At 47.7% G+C, this 17,490-nt stretch carries 20 protein-coding genes; 8 read left to right on the plus strand and 12 right to left on the minus strand.

All coding sequences use genetic code 11. The features are described from left to right. Positions 1-26: 26 nt before the first annotated feature. From AC5YBZ_RS11730 to AC5YBZ_RS11740, 3 genes are all read right to left on the minus strand, one after another. Positions 27-767, minus strand: coding sequence for a pseudouridine synthase (locus tag AC5YBZ_RS11730; protein WP_494542943.1), 741 nt, complete (start codon positions 765-767; stop codon positions 27-29). Between the two features lie 69 nt (positions 768-836). Then, positions 837-1,340 carry a YgjV family protein gene (locus AC5YBZ_RS11735; RefSeq protein WP_494521313.1) on the minus strand — a complete coding sequence of 168 codons (504 nt, stop codon included), beginning with the start codon at positions 1,338-1,340 and terminating at the stop codon, positions 837-839. A 261-nt stretch (positions 1,341-1,601) separates the two neighbouring features. After that, entirely contained in the window at positions 1,602-2,192 is a 591-nt protein-coding gene (locus AC5YBZ_RS11740; protein WP_494521312.1) for a Crp/Fnr family transcriptional regulator, read from the minus strand. 153 nt (positions 2,193-2,345) lie between these two features. Here AC5YBZ_RS11740 and AC5YBZ_RS11745 point away from each other — a divergent pair, with 153 nt between their 5' ends. Beyond that, positions 2,346-2,696 carry a putative quinol monooxygenase gene (locus tag AC5YBZ_RS11745; RefSeq protein WP_494521311.1) on the plus strand — a complete coding sequence of 117 codons (351 nt, stop codon included), beginning with the start codon at positions 2,346-2,348 and terminating at the stop codon, positions 2,694-2,696. Between the two features lie 261 nt (positions 2,697-2,957). Next, on the plus strand, positions 2,958-3,323 hold the full coding sequence (locus tag AC5YBZ_RS11750; RefSeq protein ID WP_494521310.1) for a group I truncated hemoglobin: 366 nt from the start codon (positions 2,958-2,960) through the stop codon (positions 3,321-3,323). Between the two features lie 214 nt (positions 3,324-3,537). On the opposite strand, the gene nqrF is transcribed toward AC5YBZ_RS11750, so the two are convergent. The 6 genes from nqrF to AC5YBZ_RS11780 form a co-directional block, all read right to left on the minus strand. Next, positions 3,538-4,755, minus strand: coding sequence for an NADH:ubiquinone reductase (Na(+)-transporting) subunit F (gene nqrF / locus AC5YBZ_RS11755; RefSeq protein WP_494521309.1), 1,218 nt, complete (start codon positions 4,753-4,755; stop codon positions 3,538-3,540). Between the two features lie 51 nt (positions 4,756-4,806). Continuing rightward, positions 4,807-5,415, minus strand: a complete 609-nt coding sequence (nqrE, locus tag AC5YBZ_RS11760; protein ID WP_494521308.1) for an NADH:ubiquinone reductase (Na(+)-transporting) subunit E — start codon at positions 5,413-5,415, stop codon at positions 4,807-4,809. A gap of 9 nt (positions 5,416-5,424) precedes the next feature. Next, on the minus strand, positions 5,425-6,048 hold the full coding sequence (locus tag AC5YBZ_RS11765; RefSeq protein ID WP_494523738.1) for an NADH:ubiquinone reductase (Na(+)-transporting) subunit D: 624 nt from the start codon (positions 6,046-6,048) through the stop codon (positions 5,425-5,427). Between the two features lies 1 nt (position 6,049). Beyond that, a complete protein-coding gene (locus AC5YBZ_RS11770; RefSeq protein ID WP_494523739.1) occupies positions 6,050-6,820 on the minus strand; it encodes a Na(+)-translocating NADH-quinone reductase subunit C in 771 nt (256 codons plus the stop codon). Positions 6,821-6,934: 114 nt separating this feature from the next. Continuing rightward, entirely contained in the window at positions 6,935-8,149 is a 1,215-nt protein-coding gene (locus AC5YBZ_RS11775; protein WP_494521305.1) for an NADH:ubiquinone reductase (Na(+)-transporting) subunit B, read from the minus strand. Next, entirely contained in the window at positions 8,149-9,510 is a 1,362-nt protein-coding gene (locus AC5YBZ_RS11780) for a Na(+)-translocating NADH-quinone reductase subunit A (RefSeq protein WP_494521304.1), read from the minus strand. The genes AC5YBZ_RS11775 and AC5YBZ_RS11780 overlap by 1 nt, the downstream gene beginning before the upstream one ends. 397 nt (positions 9,511-9,907) lie before the next feature. Between AC5YBZ_RS11780 and AC5YBZ_RS11785 the strand changes: the two genes are divergently transcribed. Next, on the plus strand, positions 9,908-11,200 hold the full coding sequence (locus AC5YBZ_RS11785; protein WP_494542944.1) for an O-acetylhomoserine aminocarboxypropyltransferase/cysteine synthase family protein: 1,293 nt from the start codon (positions 9,908-9,910) through the stop codon (positions 11,198-11,200). 92 nt (positions 11,201-11,292) lie between these two features. Here AC5YBZ_RS11785 and AC5YBZ_RS11790 read toward each other — a convergent pair whose 3' ends face one another. Continuing rightward, complete coding sequence (locus AC5YBZ_RS11790) at positions 11,293-12,024, minus strand: DUF599 domain-containing protein (protein ID WP_494521603.1); 732 nt, start codon at positions 12,022-12,024, stop codon at positions 11,293-11,295. A gap of 254 nt (positions 12,025-12,278) precedes the next feature. On the opposite strand from AC5YBZ_RS11790, the gene AC5YBZ_RS11795 reads away from it, so the two are divergent. Further along, positions 12,279-13,871, plus strand: a complete 1,593-nt coding sequence (locus tag AC5YBZ_RS11795; protein WP_494521302.1) for a S41 family peptidase — start codon at positions 12,279-12,281, stop codon at positions 13,869-13,871. 9 nt (positions 13,872-13,880) lie between these two features. Then, on the plus strand, positions 13,881-14,291 hold the full coding sequence (locus AC5YBZ_RS11800) for a hypothetical protein (RefSeq protein ID WP_494521301.1): 411 nt from the start codon (positions 13,881-13,883) through the stop codon (positions 14,289-14,291). Positions 14,292-14,410: 119 nt separating this feature from the next. On the opposite strand, the gene AC5YBZ_RS11805 is transcribed toward AC5YBZ_RS11800, so the two are convergent. Both AC5YBZ_RS11805 and AC5YBZ_RS11810 read right to left on the minus strand, forming a co-directional pair. Continuing rightward, a complete protein-coding gene (locus tag AC5YBZ_RS11805; RefSeq protein ID WP_494521300.1) occupies positions 14,411-14,653 on the minus strand; it encodes a DUF2496 domain-containing protein in 243 nt (80 codons plus the stop codon). Between the two features lie 71 nt (positions 14,654-14,724). Next, entirely contained in the window at positions 14,725-15,468 is a 744-nt protein-coding gene (locus tag AC5YBZ_RS11810) for a substrate-binding periplasmic protein (protein WP_494521299.1), read from the minus strand. Positions 15,469-15,883: 415 nt separating this feature from the next. On the opposite strand from AC5YBZ_RS11810, the gene AC5YBZ_RS11815 reads away from it, so the two are divergent. The 3 genes from AC5YBZ_RS11815 (at position 15,884) to AC5YBZ_RS11825 (ending at position 17,442) form a co-directional block, all read left to right on the plus strand. After that, complete coding sequence (locus AC5YBZ_RS11815) at positions 15,884-16,135, plus strand: hypothetical protein (RefSeq protein WP_494521298.1); 252 nt, start codon at positions 15,884-15,886, stop codon at positions 16,133-16,135. Between the two features lie 43 nt (positions 16,136-16,178). After that, on the plus strand, positions 16,179-16,835 hold the full coding sequence (locus AC5YBZ_RS11820; protein ID WP_494521297.1) for a Rossmann-fold NAD(P)-binding domain-containing protein: 657 nt from the start codon (positions 16,179-16,181) through the stop codon (positions 16,833-16,835). An 85-nt stretch (positions 16,836-16,920) separates the two neighbouring features. Then, positions 16,921-17,442 (plus strand): NUDIX hydrolase, encoded by a 522-nt coding sequence (locus tag AC5YBZ_RS11825; protein WP_494521296.1) that lies wholly within the window; start codon positions 16,921-16,923, stop codon positions 17,440-17,442. The last annotated feature ends 48 nt before the right edge of the window (positions 17,443-17,490 follow it).

The raw sequence follows: 17,490 nt of genomic DNA on the forward strand, positions 1-17,490 counted from the left end.
GATAGGCTCAAGTCAGCCACTTGAGCCTACTGTTTATCTAACTCGCTTAATGGCGAAAAACCAAATCCCTCAACCTCGGTATCACTTAAATATCGCCACTCACCGCAAGCAACATCACATTGGATCTCACCCACACGCTCTCGGTGAAGGCCGTTGACGCGATTGCCCACAGCGGCAAACATACGTTTGACCTGATGATAACGCCCTTCGCTAATCGTCAGCAGCACCTCACGCGCACTGACATACTGGAGTTTGGCGGGCAAGGTGGGCTTAGTCTCACCGGGTAACGCTAACCCCTGCTTAAACCGAATCATTAACTGTCTATCAAGTTCGCCACTACGTTCACCTTCAATGCTATCCCTTAACGTGACCCGGTACACTTTCTGGCAATGATACTTAGGATTAAAAACATTAAACGACCAGCGGCCATCATCGGTGATCAGCACCAATCCTGTGGTGTCGGCATCGAGCCTGCCAGCAATATGCAGCTCATGAGGGTTAGGGACATCGATTAAATTAAAGATGGAGGGATAATCGCCATCAACATTAGAACAAAGTGTGTCAATCGGCTTATTGAACAGCAGATAGCGAAAAGGTCTCAATACGAGTCGCATGCCCTCCAGCTCAATACAATTACTCTCATGCACCTGTATGTTGGCATCAACAATCGTATTGCCATTGACCGTGACATCACCTGCAGCGATAGCCAATACTGCTTGTTGGCGATCAAGCCTTGTACTCTTGCACACAAATTTGTCTAATCGCATTCATCCTGCCACTCTGCCTTGGGTCATTAAGCTTTACATTATGAGTATTGTTGATCAGATATCCAAGCATTAATCTAGCGCTATCCGCGTGCCATAAAAGCGATAATAGCCAACCAAGTTGCTACCAATAAACAGTACCTCCATCAATACTGCCGTGGGTGAACCGACTAGAATATTGTTAAGCAACCAGAGGCTAGTACCGATTATCATTAGTTGCCGTAAACGTTGATCGCTTTGGCTAAATGCCGCGACAGTTTGCGTGGCACTGCCAGCAAAACTAATCAGGCTAAGTGGGCCAGCAAAGGTGACTAAGGTAATAAGGCTGCTAATGGCCAAAAATAGCGACATCAATAACTTTGAGTGGCTAAAGATAGTGACAACATAGCGTATCGCTGCCACTAGCATTAAGCCTGCTGCAGTCCACTGTTGCAGTAGAGCAAAGTGGCTGCTAATGAGTACACCCGACACCGCTAGACACGCAACAATATGGTGCTTTGGTTTAAATTGAAATGAGGCAAGATCAAAGATAATTGCAATACCAATAAGCCATTGCGACACCATAAATACTGACATAAACCACCTGTTGAAAACATTGTTCTGATTTCAGTTGAGACAATGATAAGAGAAGTGGCAACAGTATGATGCTCACACCCATCCTCAGCATTAACTTAAGTTAATTGCGCTAGGTTATTGCCATTTTTAACGGTAAATAGCTGATTGAGATGGAATTGATTGAATGGAATGTGATTTTACGGAGCATCGCCGCCCCTGATGGCCAATCGCCAGCCACTTCCTGTTACAGGACAAACACCATAACGGCGCCAGACATGCGAGTTAGCGAGCGGCGACATAGAGGTCATTAGCAAGCCGAGCTTTTAGTCGAGACAAACTCACAGGGCTAATACCGATATAATAAGCCAGTTGCTGATTATTGAGTCTATCAACCCACATAGGCCTATGTTTAAGCAGGTGGAGATAGCGCTGCTCAGGTGTATGCAGTAATAAAAAGGCTTCTTTCTGCTCTTTATAGATCAGTTGTTGACTCAATAAGTTGATTTTGACCTTATGCCAACTGCGATCATCAAGCAGCACTAATGGCAGCCTGACAACATGGGCTTCTTGCATCACCTCAATCTGATACTGCGCAACCTCACCTGTTAACCAACTGCTATATAAGAAACACAACTCCTGCTCAAAATAAAACTCTTTGACCAAGGGCGCGCCATTGTCATTGTAATGGCAGGCTTTGAGTAGCCCCGCGCTAATAAAATAGGCAAATTTTTGCCGACTTCCTTGATGTAACAGTACCTCGTCAGCACCCAGTTGTAGCAATGTCGCCTGCCCAGTAGCAGTCGTCATTAAACTGTCGTCTAGCCCTAGCTGTTTTAAATAGAGCGTAAAATCCGCTAATTGACACTCTGACATTATTCCTTAGTCCTCGAGGGAGTCGCAGTGTTAAAGCGTAAACTCTATCACTGCTTATGTTTATGGCCAATATATCAATCCTAGAGCACTGACCAATCTTGGTTTACACTCTTGATTTACACTCTAGCTTTTACCAAGGAAAAGGCCACACTTATGTCATCACGTATTTTTGTTATTGCTCAATTTCGCCCAAAGATAGGTAAAGAGGCACAACTGTTTGACGTGCTGAAAGCGTTAGAGCCCGATGCGCTGCGTGAACAAGGCTGTATTCAGTACATCTTGACCCGTCAAATCGACCACCCTAGTGCCACTCGCACCGATTATCCAATTATGTTTAATGAAATTTGGATGGATGCCGCTAGTTGGGCCGCCCACGGACGCCGCAAACAGATACAGCACTTTTTTGATACCCAAGTGGCCGCCGCAGACGGTTTAGTTGACGATGCCATCGTGACCGCATACAGCGACGAAGGTTACGATTACGATGCGCCAGTATTTGTGTAATAGCAATCCAATTACACACTAAAATGCAGCCAGTGGCTGCGTTTTTGATTTGGGCTAAAATGATCTTTTTAGCCCAACTCATAGGCTAAAAACGATAATCGAGAGTAATGAAGTATCTCCTTACAACTACCAGCCCAAACTAATCACAATGACAGCTCATTAGCGCCATGACATTCGCCTCAGGCACTACACTTAAAGACTACGATTTACGATTGAAGATCCTTAATCTCTACCGTTTCTTTGAGTCAAATAAGAGGCAATATGATGAGTGAAACCAGTCTTTATACCCGCCTAGGTGGCGAGTCAAATATAGCCAAAGTGGCAGCCGACATCTTTGATACTCACGCTGTAAATCCAATTATAGCGAGTCGTTACCAAGACTCTGATCGTGATAACGTTATCAAGAAAGTCACCGAATTTCTGTGTATGGCTACGGGCGGACCGCAGGAATACACGGGTAAAAGCATGGTTGATACTCACAGAGGCATGAATATCAATGAGCGAGAATATATGGCGGTGATCGATGATATCTTGGTAGTACTGGCCAAACACAATGTCGGCCAGCAAGAGCAGCAGGAACTGTTAATGGCTGCATATTCGCTGCGAAATGAGATCTTAGGTCAATAATGCGCTGAGCGATACCAACAGGAACGACGGATTACTCCATATCTGAAACCAGTCATCAAATTAAACTTACATGAAAAAATCAGCAATTTAATCAACGCCGACATCAAACCTAACCGATGCACAGCATCGTCGCACAAGTGGATTTAAGGCTAAAACTAAAAAACGCCCTATTGGGCGTTTTTTATATCAATGGGTCAAACGAGTCTAATCACCTCTAATCACCAAAGTCATCGAGTAAGATGTTTTCTTGCTCAACCCCTAAGTTTTCAAGCATGTTGATCACTGACGAGTTCATGATTGGCGGGCCACACATGTAGAACTCACAATCTTCAGGCGCCTTATGGTGTTTAAGGTAATTCTCGTAAAGTACGTTGTGAATAAAGCCGGTGTAGCCGTCCCAATTATCTTCAGGGAGCGGATCGGACAGTGCCACATGCCATTCAAAATTGTCATTTTCCGCTGCTAGGGTATCAAAATCTTCTTTGTAGAAGATTTCACGCCGCGAACGCGCGCCGTACCAGAAGGTCATCTTACGTTTGGTCTTTTCACCTTTAAGCTGGTTAAAAATGTGTGACCGCATCGGCGCCATCCCTGCACCACCGCCAATAAACACCATCTCAGCGTCGGTATCTTTGACGAAGAACTCACCAAAGGGGCCCGAAATAGTCACCTTATCACCCGCTTTGAGGTTAAAAATGTACGATGACATTTTGCCTGGTGGTAAACCGGGGGCTGGCGGCGTCGCGATACGCACGTTAAGCATGATAAGGCCTTTCTCATCAGGATAGTTGGCCATCGAATAGGCGCGCAATACCTCTTCATCTACGGTCGAGACTAGGTCAAATAAACCATATTTCTCCCAGTCATCACGGTACTGCGCTGGAATATCAAAATCACTGTATTTAACTTGATGCGCGGGTGCTTCAATCTGAATATAACCACCCGCCTTAAACTTAACGTCCTCGCCTTCAGGTAGTTTAAGCAGTAACTCTTTAATAAAGGTGGCCTGATTGTTATTGGAGATCACCTCACATTGCCACTTCTTCACCCCGAAGATCTCCTCTTCGATCTCTAGCTCCATGTCGGTTTTAACCGCCACTTGGCAAGCAAGACGACACCCGGCTTTGGCCTCTTTCTTATTAATATGATCGCGCTCGGTCGGTAAGATATCCCCGCCACCCGATTTAACGGTAACTCGGCATTGACCACAAGTGCCACCACCGCCACAGGCCGATGGGATAAAGATATTTTTACTCGCAAGCGCCCCCAGCAGTTTATCGCCAGCGGCGGTCACAATGCTTTTTTCCTCGTCATCGTTAATATTGATTTTTACATCGCCATTGATGACCAATTTGCTTTTGGCGAGCAGTATCACCATAACCAGCACACACACCACTATGGTGAACATGCCTATGCCTATTGCCATTTCCATCTCAAAACCCTTTTGTATAATGCATCTGATTTAAATGGGACAAGCCACCACTTAAAACGAAATCCCCGAGAACGACATAAAGCCTAACGCCATCAGCCCAGTGGTAATAAAGGTGATACCCACGCCCTGAAGCCCCGCGGGTATGGCATGAAACTTCATCCGCTCACGCAGACCCGCCAGCATCACAATCGCCACCGCCCAACCAAAACCTGAGCCAGCAGCAAACACCACCGATTCAGTAAAGGTATAGTCGCGGTTGGCCATAAAAATGACCCCAGCAAAAATGGCGCAGTTGACCGTTAGCAATGGCAAGAAAATCCCTAAACTTTGATAAAGGCTCGGAATGTACTTGTCTAAAAACATCTCTAAAATCTGCACTAAAGCAGCGATCACGCCAATGAAGGTGATCAGCTGTAAGTAGCTCAGATCCAGCTCAGGGTAACCGGCCCACGCCAGCGCTCCTGGGGCTAACACATTGACATAAATCAGCTGATTTAACGGCACGGCTAACATCATCACCACGATCACCGCGATACCTAGACCAAATGAGGTCGATACCTTTTTCGACACCGCAAGGAAGGTACACATGCCCATGAAAAATGACAGCGCCATATTGTCGATAAAGGCCGCTTGAACAAAAAGATTAATATAGTGTTCCATATCCGTTCCTTACCCTCGCTTACGCTGAACAACATTGATTGCCCAAATCATCAAGCCAATCAAGAAGAAGGCGCTTGGTGGTAACTTGAACATCTCGTTGGCCAGATACCAGCCACCGTTTTCAATAGTGGTAAATATTTCATGACCAAACAGGGTGCCACTGCCCAGTAGCTCTCGCACAAAGGCAACACCTAACAAGATAACGCCATAACCTATGGCGTTACCTAGGGCATCGACCACGGCTAAATGCGGCGGCATCTTCATCGCAAAGGCTTCAGCACGGCCCATAATGATGCAGTTGGTGATGATAAGCCCCACAAATACCGACAACTGACGCGACAGCTCATAGGCGATATCTTGCAAAATCATGTCGACGATAATCACCAAGGAGGCGATAACCGTCATCTGCGCAATGATCCGCACACTGTTAGGTATAAAGTTGCGAATGGTGGAGATAATCAGGTTAGAAAACACCAAAACGAAGGTCACCGCCAGTGTCATCACCAATGCCGTTTGCATTGAATTACTCACCGCCAGCGCCGAACAGACCCCAAGCACCTGCATCGCAACGGGGTTGTTAGCAAAAATAGGACTGGTTAATAGATCCCGAGTCGCTGTCATGCTCTTACTCATGTTAAACCTCCGATGCTTTTAGCTTGTTTAGGAAGGTCTCAAAACCTTCATTGCCAAACCAGAACTCAATAGCACGCTGCACGCCGCGCCCGGTCATAGTGGCGCCACTAATGGCATCGACGCCATGTAGGTCACCCGGCTTAGCACCACCTTTCACCACTTTGAACGAGACCTTGCCTTGTTCATTAAACAGTTGCTTACCCTTAAAGGTATCAGTCCAGGCAGTATCATTGAGGAAATCACCAATACCTGGGGTTTCACCATGTTCGTAAAACACCACATTTTCGATGGTATTGAAATCGGGTTTAACCGCCACATAGCCATAAATCATCGACCACAGCCCTTTACCGTAAATAGGCAGTACCACGGCGCGCAGCTCACCATTATCATTCAACACTTTAAATACCCGCGCTTTGTCGGCGCGGCTTTTGATCTTAGCGGTGTCTTTTTTAGGCTTACTCGAGGTCTCGGGGTTAATCGCCGCCATCCGCTCATCAAAGTCGAGCACATCGCTGCTGGTATCAATCTCACCTGTATCGAGTTCAACCAATAATGGGGTGACAGACTTAGCAAAAATTTGTCGAAAATCTTGCTCACCAGCGATATCTACATCGGCCGCCATCAGCACATAACGCTTTAACTCGTCACGTTTTTTGGCCAATTTACGCTCTTTAAGGATCTCGGCGGTACCGGTGATCATAAATGAACAAGAGAGGCAGAGAATGATAGTGAAGATCATGGTCCCCACGACGGTGTCTTTCTTAAATGCCATTAGGATTTATCTCCCATATCGACGCGCGAGTCGCGGCTGGACAGTCGAAATAAAAACGATGCGATGATCGATGACCATAAATTGGCCGTCTGCACTTGTAACATCTGCTGTGATTTATGCGGCATTACGTTTTAGCCTCCGCTTCATATTGCTACGGGCAACGACATAGTCGAATAAGGGGGCCCACAGATTGGCAAACAGGATAGCCAGCATAATGCCTTCTGGCATTTTGAGGTTAAGCACTCGAATCAGCACTGTCATAAAGCCAATCATCAAACCATAAAAAAACTTGCCCTGACGGGTGTAAGCTGTGGTCACTGGATCGGTCGCCATAAACATCATCCCCAGCGCAAAACCGCCAGTCACTAGGTGCCAGGTCCACGGCATAGCAAACATCTCGTTTTTATCCGAGCCAATCAGATTAAACATCACCGCCGTCAACACCATACCGAGCATGACACCCACCACAATGCGCCAATCGGCCAAGCGGGTTAAGATCAGCATTAAACCGCCAAATAAAATTGCCAAGGTGCTGGTTTCGGCAATGGTGCCCACCGTAAAGCCAAACAGGGCATCCCACCATAATGGATCACTAAAGGCTTGATACCAGCTCTGATCGGCAAAGCTCAGCTTGCCCGCAGCCACTTGCGTTAAGGTCGTCGCTCCGGCAAATCCATCAACCGCCACAAACTGCGACAACTGCGCCACCTCAGTGGGGTAGGCAAAGTAGATAAAGGCATAACCCGCCAGCGCAGGGTTAAGGAAGTTATACCCCATGCCGCCAAACATCTCTTTCGCTATGATCACCCCAAAGGTAATGCCCAAAGCCACTATCCATAGCGGGGTCGACACCGGAATAATTAAGGTAAATAGCAATGCGGTAACGAAGAAACCTTCGTGCAGTTCTTGACGACGCACCTTAGCGAATACCACCTCCCAAAAGAGGCTAACCGACAAGGCGGTCAAATAGATAGGCACATAGAAGCTTAAGCCATAAGCAAAACGGCTTAACAGCCCAGACTGCTCAGTGAGCCCACCGGTAACGCCATTAAAGGCCAATAGCTGCCATACATCGGGCGTAGTCAACCCTGACGCCAGTGCCAGCTGAGCCTGCAGACCCAAGTTATAGACACCGATTAAGATGGCCGGCAGCAAACAGAGCCCAACTATCGTCATAGTCCGCTTAACATCAATGGCATCACGCACATGCACTTTGCCTTTGGTACTGCGACCACTGGCATAGAGCAAGGAGCGAAAATAGCTGCGCATTGACTCGCCATGGGCATAGTAGTCAGTTTGTTTGTCAGGCGTGTTATTTGGCTTACTCATTACCCTTCCCTCTCAATAATATCTAGGCAGATGCGCAGTTCTTGGCCAAAATCATATTTGCCCGGGCAGACAAATGTACACAATGCCAAATCTTCTTCATCGAGTTCTAACGCCCCTAAGAGTTGCGCTTCGTCTGTGTCACGCACCACAAGGTCGCGCATTAATAGTGTGGGCAAAATATCCAGTGGCATAACGCGATCAAGTTGACCAAATGCCATTATCGCACGGTGTGAACCACCCGCCTGAGTGGTTAAATTAAACAGCCGCTTAGCACCTTTAAAGCGTGACGTCACGGCGCGAGTAATAGAGAACTTGTTTGAGCCACCGCGTACCCATGGCAGCAGCTGTTGGCCTTCTGCTTCGGCCAAAATAGCAATTTGTTGGTGGAAGCGACCGAGATAATCGTGAGGACCATCGGCAGTATGACCTGCAAGAATAGAGCCTGAAACGATACGGTTATTACCGGGCTTCATTTCACCTTGCACTAACTGGCTTAGCTGAGCACCCAACTGAGTGCGCAGTAAACGCGGATTTGCCACCATTGGGCCACCAAGGGCCACCACTCGGCTGGTGTATAACTCGCCGGTCAAAAACAGTTTGCCGTAAGCAATCACATCTTGGTAACCCAGGTGCCATACCGGCCTTTCAATGCTAGCGGGTTGAATAAAGTGAATGTGAGTGCCCACTAGGCCTGCTGGATGCACTCCGGCAAAGCGATGACTGGTTACTTTAGGTAAGTCAGCGCCAGGCATTGCTTCACCTACATCATGGCATAGGTGTATCGGGCCATCAGTTAGATAGCCGAGCACAGTTAAACCTGCGGCAAACGCTTGTGGCTGCTCGGCAATAATAATGCGCGGATCGGCCGCCAACGGATTGGTATCCATGGCATTAACAAAAATGGCCGTTGGTTGGCTATCAAGCTGAGGGATACGAGAAAAAGGACGCGTTCTGAGCGCTGTCCACAAACCACTATTAACGAGGTTTTGCTGCACCGTTTCGCGGCTTACTTGGCTCAAGTCGTTGAAAGATTCAAACCTAAGCTTGTCATCACCTTCAACCGCAATCACCACAGATTGCAGGCGACGACGTTCACCACGATTAATTTCGACCACCACGCCGCTGGCGGGCGCGGTGAATAGCACACCAGGGGTTGTCTTATCTTCAAACAGGGGCTGACCTTGCTTGACGCTATCGCCAACCTCAACCAGTAACGTGGGTTTTAACCCCACATATTCTTCACCCAGCAGGGCCACCTTAGTAGGAAACGCTGCTGTTTCAATCTCTTGCCTTGGCTCACCGGCGATGGGCACATCTAAGCCCTTCTTGATTGTCTTAATCTTGTCTGAGAAACCTGCCATCGCAAACATCAACCATTAAAATTTTGGGATACTCAATAGTAAATGATTGTTAACTAAAATACCGATAGTAAAGTCACACTCCGGCACCGTTTGGTAACTAAGCAACGCAGCTTTAGCGCATAACGTGATCTAGATCGGTAAATAATGTGGCCTCTTCGACACTCTGACCTAACAATGTAGTTTTATAACAATAAAAAGCGCTTTTAGTGCTTAAAAATCTCGTAAGGCAGGTAAGTAAACTCGCCAATAAGTCCCACAAACGAGTCATTACGCGACATCGCCATGTTGAAAGTCAGCTTGCTGATGACCCCAGACAATATGTCCAAAAAAACATTTAGACATCCAGATGGCCAAGTGCTATGTTCTTCATTCACTCAAAGGAATAGGAACCCACAAGATGAAACTCGAATCATTAGCACTACACCATGGATATGAGTCAGAAGCGACCACCAAAGCGGCGGCGGTTCCCATCTACCAAACTACCTCCTACACCTTTGATGACACTCAGCATGGTGCCGACCTGTTTGACTTAAAAGTGGCTGGCAACATCTACACCCGCATCATGAATCCCACCACTAATGTGTTAGAGCAACGCTTGGCGGCAATCGAAGGGGGCATTGGCGCCCTTGCTGTGGCCTCGGGAATGGCCGCCATCACCTATGCGATCCAAGCCTTAACTCAGGTCGGCGACAACATTGTTAGCACCAGCCAGCTCTATGGCGGCACCTATAATCTGTTTGCCCACACACTGCCGCGCCAAGGGGTTGAAGTTCGCATGGCGGCGTTTGATGATTTTGACGGCTTAGCCGCACTCATCGATGACAATACCAAGGCTTTATTTTGCGAGTCGATTGGTAATCCGGCCGGTAATATTGTCGACATCGAACGCCTAGCCGACATCGCCCACCGCCATGGAGTGCCGCTTATCGTCGATAATACCGTAGCAACACCTGTGCTGTGTCGCCCATTTGAATTTGGTGCCGATATTGTGGTGCATTCGCTCACCAAATACATTGGCGGCCACGGCACCACGGTTGGCGGCGCCATTATTGACTCGGGTAAATTTGACTGGGCTGCGCAGCCCAAACGCTTTGCCGTGCTCAACGAACCCGATCCCTCTTATCATGGCGTTGTCTATACCGAGGCTTTTGGTCCTGCCGCCTTTATTGGTCGTTGCCGAGTAGTGCCACTGAGAAATACCGGCGCGGCGCTCGCTCCACAAAGCGCCTTCTTGCTACTGCAAGGGCTAGAAACCTTGGCGCTGCGAATGGAACGCCATTGCAGTAACGCACTCACTTTAGCGCAATATCTCAGCCAGCATCCGCAGATAGCTTGGGTCAATTACGGCGCATTGGAGCAGAGCCCCTATCGTGATAACTGCCATAAAATCACTGGCGGCAAAGCCTCGGGCATTATTAGTTTTGGCATTAAAGCCTCGTCACCACAGGAAGCCAAGGCCGCAGGCGGGCGCTTTATCGACGCGTTGCAGATGATCTTACGTTTGGTCAATATCGGCGATGCAAAGTCCTTAGCCTGTCATCCGGCCACCACCACGCACAGGCAGCTTGACGCTACCGAACTGGCGAAGGCGGGGGTATCTGAGGACTTAGTACGTATCTCGGTGGGCATTGAGCATATTGACGACATTATTGCCGATGTGGCACAGGCATTAGAAAAGGCCAGTCGCTAGACAATATAATCTGCTGTAATAGCAATAAAAATGGCTAACGATACTCAATCATTAGCCATTTTTTTGTATGCCAACCATGCTACGGGGCCGCATCATTGTGCACGTGATTTATCGTGAGCAAGCTGCTCGGCATCAAGGATCTGCATGCCTGCAGTAATCGCCACCACCGCCTTAGATTTAAACTCTCGGCGGTAGAGGGTATACACCACCACAAGGCTGGCCACAATAAACAGCAAGGGGTGAAAGAAGCCACATAGCACCGCCATGGCAAAATAGTAGGAACGCAAACCGTAGTTATAGGCATGGGCGGCGCGATCTTGCACTCTGGCCATCTGCAACGCATAGTCTTGCAACGGCTTATTAGTACCACTTTTATCCACTGGCGTTGCCCCAATCATCACGTTTAAAAAGCCATATTGGCGCATCGACCAGGTAAACTGAAAAAAGGCCATCACAAAAATAAATGCCAATAACGTCAGTTTCAATTGGATCAGTAAGTGCTCGGGCGGCGCCGTCAAGGGTATCGATGCGATCACCGCTTCTAAGCGCTCCACTTGGGCAAATAGGGTCAGTACGCCAGCGAGCACTAGCATGGTGGTCGAGGCAAAAAAAGTAATATTGCGCTCTAAATTGGCCAGTAATGCTGCCTCTGCCACCCGCACTTCACGGCCCACTAACTGGTTCATCCAATGAATACGATGTTGATGCATGCATTTGGCGATACAATTGCTTGATTTAGCCTTAATGCGTGCAAATCGGCTATAGCCCGCCCAGCAACTAAAAAAGCAGAGCGCGGCAATCATGTCGAACAGATAATAGGTCATCACAGTTAATCGTCCTTAACGCACATCATCCACCGAGTGCAGGTAGCACCACAGCATACCCGTGGCGACAACTCATTAAATCATATGCTATTAATATTGCAAACAAACGACAAGCCCACTCGCACAGCCTTTGTCCATTTAGCACGAAATCCTCACCAAAAGATGAAACACTTGTTAATGAATTGTTTTAAGCCCTAATGAGTTGTAGAATTTCGTCCTAGTAACAACGACTAATAGACAATAAAGGATTATTTATGACGTTATCCATTAAACACCGACTGCCAAGCTTATTACTATCGGCACTGTTCTTGACCGCATGTGGTGGAGGCGGCAGTGGTAACACTATTGATCTCACTGGTGGAACTAGCGATACGGGCAACAATAACGGCGCTTTGACCTGGGTTGAGGGTGAGTTCACCCCTTATGCCCAACTGGCAAACCAATGCATTGCAGACCAAACGGGATCTGCACTCAATGAAAAGCTGTGGCTGCGTTCATGGAGTAACGACACCTATTTATGGTATGACGAAATCATCGATAGAGATCCCGCACCTTATACGGTGCTCGAGTACTTTGACCTGCTTAAAACCGATGAATTATCGGCATCTGGCAACATCAAAGATCAGTTCCATTTCGCCATGCCCAGCGACGAGTGGGAGCAATTAAACCAGGCGGGAGCGTCGTTAGGTTACGGCTTTAATTTATACTTACAGCAGGCCAGTGCCGGGGTGGATAGAAAAGTCACCGTCACCTTTAGTGAGCCCAACTCTCCAGCGGCGTTGGCCAGTATCGGCCGCGGCGCGGTGATTGTCAGTGTGGATGGCGTCAGTATTAAAGATGCGAATGACAGCGACTCAATCAACATTCTTAATGCCGGTCTATTCCCTAGTGTGTCAGGCAAACAGACAGACTTTGGCGTACTCGACTTAGGCGCCACCGAGACCCGCAATGTCACTTTAACCGCCAAAAGCGTGGTGTCGACACCAGTGCCTATTGCCAGCGCCATCCCCACATTTAGCGGCAATGTCGGCTATATCCAATTTAACGCCCATATCGCCACTGCAGAGGGTCAATTGGTTGATGCCATCAACGGCTTAAAGAATTCTGATGTACAAGATCTGGTGTTGGACTTACGCTATAACGGCGGTGGCTTACTCGCCCTAGCAAGCCAATTGGGTTACATGATTGCCGGTGAGCAAGCGACCCAAAATCGCACCTTTGAACGACTCACTTTTAACGACAAATACCCTACTCGCGATCCGGTGACGGGTGATGCCTTAACCCCTATCCCCTTTATCGACCAGAGCATCGGCTTTGATCCCAGCTCACTTGGGGCCGGACAAGCCCTGCCGTCACTCAATCTACAACGGGTGTTTGTACTTACCACCAATAACACCTGCTCAGCCAGTGAAGCCTTAATGAATGGCCTGCGCGGCATCGATATTGAGGTGATCCAAATCGGCGGCACCAGTTGCGGTAAACCTTATGGTTTTTATCCAACGCCGAACTGTGATACCACCTACTTTAGCGTGCAATTTAAAGGGATCAACGACAAAGGCTTCGGCGATTACTCGGACGGATTTGTCCCCAGCAGTAACCCTACATTAGCCAGCGATCTTCCAGGTTGCGCCCTTAATGATGACTTTAGCCAGCCGCTCGGTAATACTGAAGAGCGCTTGTTATCCGCCGCACTTTTTTATCGCGACAATAACCGCTGCCCAGCCGTGAGCACATCAATGGCCAGAGCCGCCGTACAGGCACCCTTTATCGATAAAGGGTTTACCCTCGAAGACACGCGGATGCAAAGTAAGCTACGTAATAACCGTATTTGGCCTACTGGGTTATAAGGAGTACAGATGCAAGCTGATGCTGAATCTCACCCTCTTACTCGCCATAGCTGGTGGCTGATGACTTACTTGCTGCTTGCAGGCTGTAGCCTACAAGCCGATGACAGTCAGGCCGAAGCCTTGCCAGCAGTTATCGTTGAACCTAGTGCCGCCAGCACCTTAGAGTTAGAGCGTACTATTGCCACCCTGCTGCAGATGCAAAAGGTGACTCTGGCTGCAGGGGCTTTTACTCAAAACCCCAACCTGACACTAGCACGCCTAGCGCATAAGGATGCCAACGGCGTGCTTATTATGGGGCGTGACTATGAATCGCCGCGCATTGTGCAGTTATTAATAAAAGACGGCCAGTGTCTGCTGGCCGATGGGCAAGGTAAGCAAAGCCCGCCTCTAACTGATACTCGATGCAAACGAGCCAAATAGCATGGCGAGTTCCTGCCAGCAGCAATAGCCCACAGCGATAAGCCAAAGCCTTGCACTAAAAAGCCACTGTTCGATTAAAACAGTGGCTTTTTTATGGGTCGCTGATTGACCCCAGCGCCTTACTCCTCACTGGCGGCAATTTTAGCCCGCAGATCGGCACTGACAATGGCGAGTGCGTCCAGCGCAACTTGTGGGTCAATGGCATGCGTCTCTAGCAAGTAGATCAAATCCACCGCCAGTTTCATCTCATCGCTCGCCTCCGCTAAAGGGCTTGCTTGCGATTCGCCGCTCCCAGCTTGATTCGCTCGAGGAGTACCGTCTTGGCGCTGACTTTCTTGAGTTAGGTTGGCTTTAGATGACATAGCGATATTGAGTTAACCAAAATGAGCCGATATTTTCACACAGCCCCACCGTCAGGACAAGCCATCCACCGTTACCGCCCATTATCTGGCGTGACGACAACATAGCCTTTAGATAACAAATATTGATAGGCTTTTCGTGCAGTCGCGCATTCAAGATTAAGCCAAATTCCTATTTGCACATCTTTCAACAAGGTTTCTGAAAATTGATATTCCTGCGCATCGATATCTAACTGCTCGAATATCGCCTTGGTCGAAATGTTATCGGCAAAAGCGTAGTCGACTCTGCCTTTAATCAATAACTGCACCCCTTGCTTGATGGTTTCGACATCAAAAATACTCATGTTAGCATCAAGCATCGCTTGCCCCATCCCTGAGGGTTTTAATGAACCACGAAAATAAGCCACTTTTTTGCCGCTTAATTCGGATAAATCCTGCCATCGAAAACGGTTATTTTGCCGTTTTCTAAGTAAGCCCAAATGAACCAGTTGATCTGATAGTCCGACTAACACCTCGCGCTTAGATGCTAAGGTAGGCGGGTAAAAACTGGCACACCACTGCTCGCTGTCGATTAACTTTTCGGCTCGTGCAGGGGGATAGGTTAACGTCTTAACTTTTATATGTGCGCCCGTTAACGCCTGACGAAGCAGAGTATAGGATAAGCCATTATCGCCATCAATCGATCTCATGGTAAAGGGTGGGTAATGAATACTGACGACCGACAATATCTCATCGGGCTGCTCAGCATTGCCGCCACCCATAGCGCTTTTAAGTTGTTCGACGCTACTGGGATTAGCCATAACAGACAACGTCATCATTATGGTTATGCTGAATATGATGAGCATATTAAAAAACCCCATCGCCACGCACCTCATTATACTAACAGTCGGCATCCACTTTATGGTTAAAGCATAGCAGCCGTAAAACAGTCGTTGAGCTAACTCTATCCCATAAGCCTGTTAATCTCACCATGAAAAGTCGATTGCGAGTGATTTTGCTAACGGCGATGTGTTAACGCGTATTTGTGTAGGACTATTTTTGTGCAGGGCTATGTTATTAAGCCACTATATTTGAGGATGATGAGGTATCAGAGAAACCTGATAAATAGCCGCTGTAAACTGTCATCAATGTGAATAATTAACCACTCAGGTAGCGGATTAAACAGAAAGACTTTAGTGTTATAGCAAGACTGAATATACTGGCGCAACGATTGACCGACGACGAATGAGAAATATGAGCGAGAATAGCGCCCCGAAGACCCAGAAACTGGATTTTTCAGCCATCAATAAAACCACCGCCAAATCCTTTAATGAACAAAAAAATTTGATCAAACGCCTGTTCAAAGGCAATACCGTGCTGTGTGAAGAGTGTAAGCAGCCACTGCAATTGGTTGTACCAACCGATAAGCAAGCCAGTGGTAAATACGGCGTTTTTTGTAAAAAAGGCTGCACCGACATTGAACTTGAGATGGATGTAATCGCATAACTCATCACGCTAACAACAGCCGGAGCGTTACCGAGACCGCAATATGAATGCTGCAATTATTGGCGCAACTGGATTAGTGGGTAACGCGCTATTAATGCGCCTTGTTGCAGATCAAAGATATCAAAAAATCTGGGTATTAGGCCGACGCGCGCCTGCTTTGGAGCATCCAAAATTAATATTTCAGTCAATTGAGCTTGATATGCTTGCGCAACTCACGCCCCCCTTCCCTATTGACCATGGGTTTTGCTGTCTTGGCACCACAATAAAACAAGCGGGCAGTAAAGCAGCTTTTGCCGCGGTTGACCACGACGCGGTAATTCAATTCACCCTGTGCTGTAATGCTAACAAAACGGCTGTCATCACGGCACTGGGAGCCGATGCCAACAGCCGCGTGTTTTACAACAGAGTCAAAGGAAAAACCGAACTTAAACTCACCACTTGGGCAGTAGAGCAAAGTAAAGCCCTACTGTTGGTACAACCGAGTCTGCTGTTAGGCCAGCGCGATCACAGTCGGATACTTGAAGATATTGGCCAGCATATCATGCCACTTATCGCCCCATTAATGCTGGGTAAGCTAGCTCAATATCGCCCCATAAAAGCAGATGTCGTCGCCAAGGCGATGCTCACTACACTTAACCACATTGAGCCAACAGCGATAGCGACATTAGATAACCAACAAATGCTGAGCATGGGCTATTAACCCTCATCGGTATAAAGATGTCATCGCTCCCCCATTAACGCTATAATCGGCGCCTTTTTTATAATTGACCTTCGCCTAACGTCCTATGCGCTTATTAAAATCATCCACCCATGCTGCTCTTAACAACCAACAAACGAACGCGAAAGGTTTTCATCGCCAGGCTGCGCGCGGCATCATTTTACGCGGCGAACAAATTTTGATGCTATATACCGAGCGTTATCACGATTACAGTATTCCCGGCGGCGGAGTGGATGAAGGCGAAGATATCCGCCAAGGCTTGATTCGTGAACTCGAAGAGGAAACTGGCGCGCACACCATTGAAATTGTGTCTGAATTTGGCCGCTATGAAGAATACCGTCCTTGGTATAAAGATGGTTTTGACTTTGTTCATATGGAGTCATTTTGCTTTGTGTGTTCCATTGGTGAAACCCTAGGAGACACTAAGCTTGAAGCCCATGAGATCCAAAATGGCATGTATCCGGTGTGGATTAACATCCATGATGCAATCGCCCATAACGAGCACACTATGGCCCATAGCAATAAAAAAGGGATGTCGATTGAACGCGAAACTTACCTGCTAAAATTGATCACCCAACAACTGTTATAATGTCAGCAAGAGGGAGATGATTCTCCCTCTTAAATCCGTCAGTAAAGC

This window comes from Shewanella sp. 553, assembly GCF_059338375.1.

Excerpts from the sequence above, each read along its gene's own strand:
- AC5YBZ_RS11730 (WP_494542943.1), bottom strand. The coding sequence starts at position 767 with ATGCGATTAGACAAATTTGTGTGCAAGAGTACAAGGCTTGATCGCCAA.
- AC5YBZ_RS11750 (WP_494521310.1), top strand. The coding sequence starts at position 2,958 with ATGATGAGTGAAACCAGTCTTTATACCCGCCTAGGTGGCGAGTCAAAT.
- AC5YBZ_RS11770 (WP_494523739.1), bottom strand. The coding sequence starts at position 6,820 with ATGGCATTTAAGAAAGACACCGTCGTGGGGACCATGATCTTCACTATC.
- AC5YBZ_RS11785 (WP_494542944.1), top strand. The coding sequence starts at position 9,908 with ATGAAACTCGAATCATTAGCACTACACCATGGATATGAGTCAGAAGCG.
- AC5YBZ_RS11825 (WP_494521296.1), top strand. The coding sequence starts at position 16,921 with ATGCGCTTATTAAAATCATCCACCCATGCTGCTCTTAACAACCAACAA.
- AC5YBZ_RS11800 (WP_494521301.1), top strand. The coding sequence starts at position 13,881 with ATGCAAGCTGATGCTGAATCTCACCCTCTTACTCGCCATAGCTGGTGG.
- AC5YBZ_RS11815 (WP_494521298.1), top strand. The coding sequence starts at position 15,884 with ATGAGCGAGAATAGCGCCCCGAAGACCCAGAAACTGGATTTTTCAGCC.
- AC5YBZ_RS11740 (WP_494521312.1), bottom strand. The coding sequence starts at position 2,192 with ATGTCAGAGTGTCAATTAGCGGATTTTACGCTCTATTTAAAACAGCTA.
- AC5YBZ_RS11745 (WP_494521311.1), top strand. The coding sequence starts at position 2,346 with ATGTCATCACGTATTTTTGTTATTGCTCAATTTCGCCCAAAGATAGGT.
- AC5YBZ_RS11765 (WP_494523738.1), bottom strand. The coding sequence starts at position 6,048 with ATGAGTAAGAGCATGACAGCGACTCGGGATCTATTAACCAGTCCTATT.
- AC5YBZ_RS11735 (WP_494521313.1), bottom strand. The coding sequence starts at position 1,340 with ATGTCAGTATTTATGGTGTCGCAATGGCTTATTGGTATTGCAATTATC.
- nqrE (WP_494521308.1), bottom strand. The coding sequence starts at position 5,415 with ATGGAACACTATATTAATCTTTTTGTTCAAGCGGCCTTTATCGACAAT.
- nqrF (WP_494521309.1), bottom strand. The coding sequence starts at position 4,755 with ATGGAAATGGCAATAGGCATAGGCATGTTCACCATAGTGGTGTGTGTG.
- AC5YBZ_RS11790 (WP_494521603.1), bottom strand. The coding sequence starts at position 12,024 with ATGACCTATTATCTGTTCGACATGATTGCCGCGCTCTGCTTTTTTAGT.
- AC5YBZ_RS11820 (WP_494521297.1), top strand. The coding sequence starts at position 16,179 with ATGAATGCTGCAATTATTGGCGCAACTGGATTAGTGGGTAACGCGCTA.
- AC5YBZ_RS11775 (WP_494521305.1), bottom strand. The coding sequence starts at position 8,149 with ATGAGTAAGCCAAATAACACGCCTGACAAACAAACTGACTACTATGCC.
- AC5YBZ_RS11810 (WP_494521299.1), bottom strand. The coding sequence starts at position 15,468 with ATGATGACGTTGTCTGTTATGGCTAATCCCAGTAGCGTCGAACAACTT.
- AC5YBZ_RS11805 (WP_494521300.1), bottom strand. The coding sequence starts at position 14,653 with ATGTCATCTAAAGCCAACCTAACTCAAGAAAGTCAGCGCCAAGACGGT.
- AC5YBZ_RS11780 (WP_494521304.1), bottom strand. The coding sequence starts at position 9,510 with ATGGCAGGTTTCTCAGACAAGATTAAGACAATCAAGAAGGGCTTAGAT.
- AC5YBZ_RS11795 (WP_494521302.1), top strand. The coding sequence starts at position 12,279 with ATGACGTTATCCATTAAACACCGACTGCCAAGCTTATTACTATCGGCA.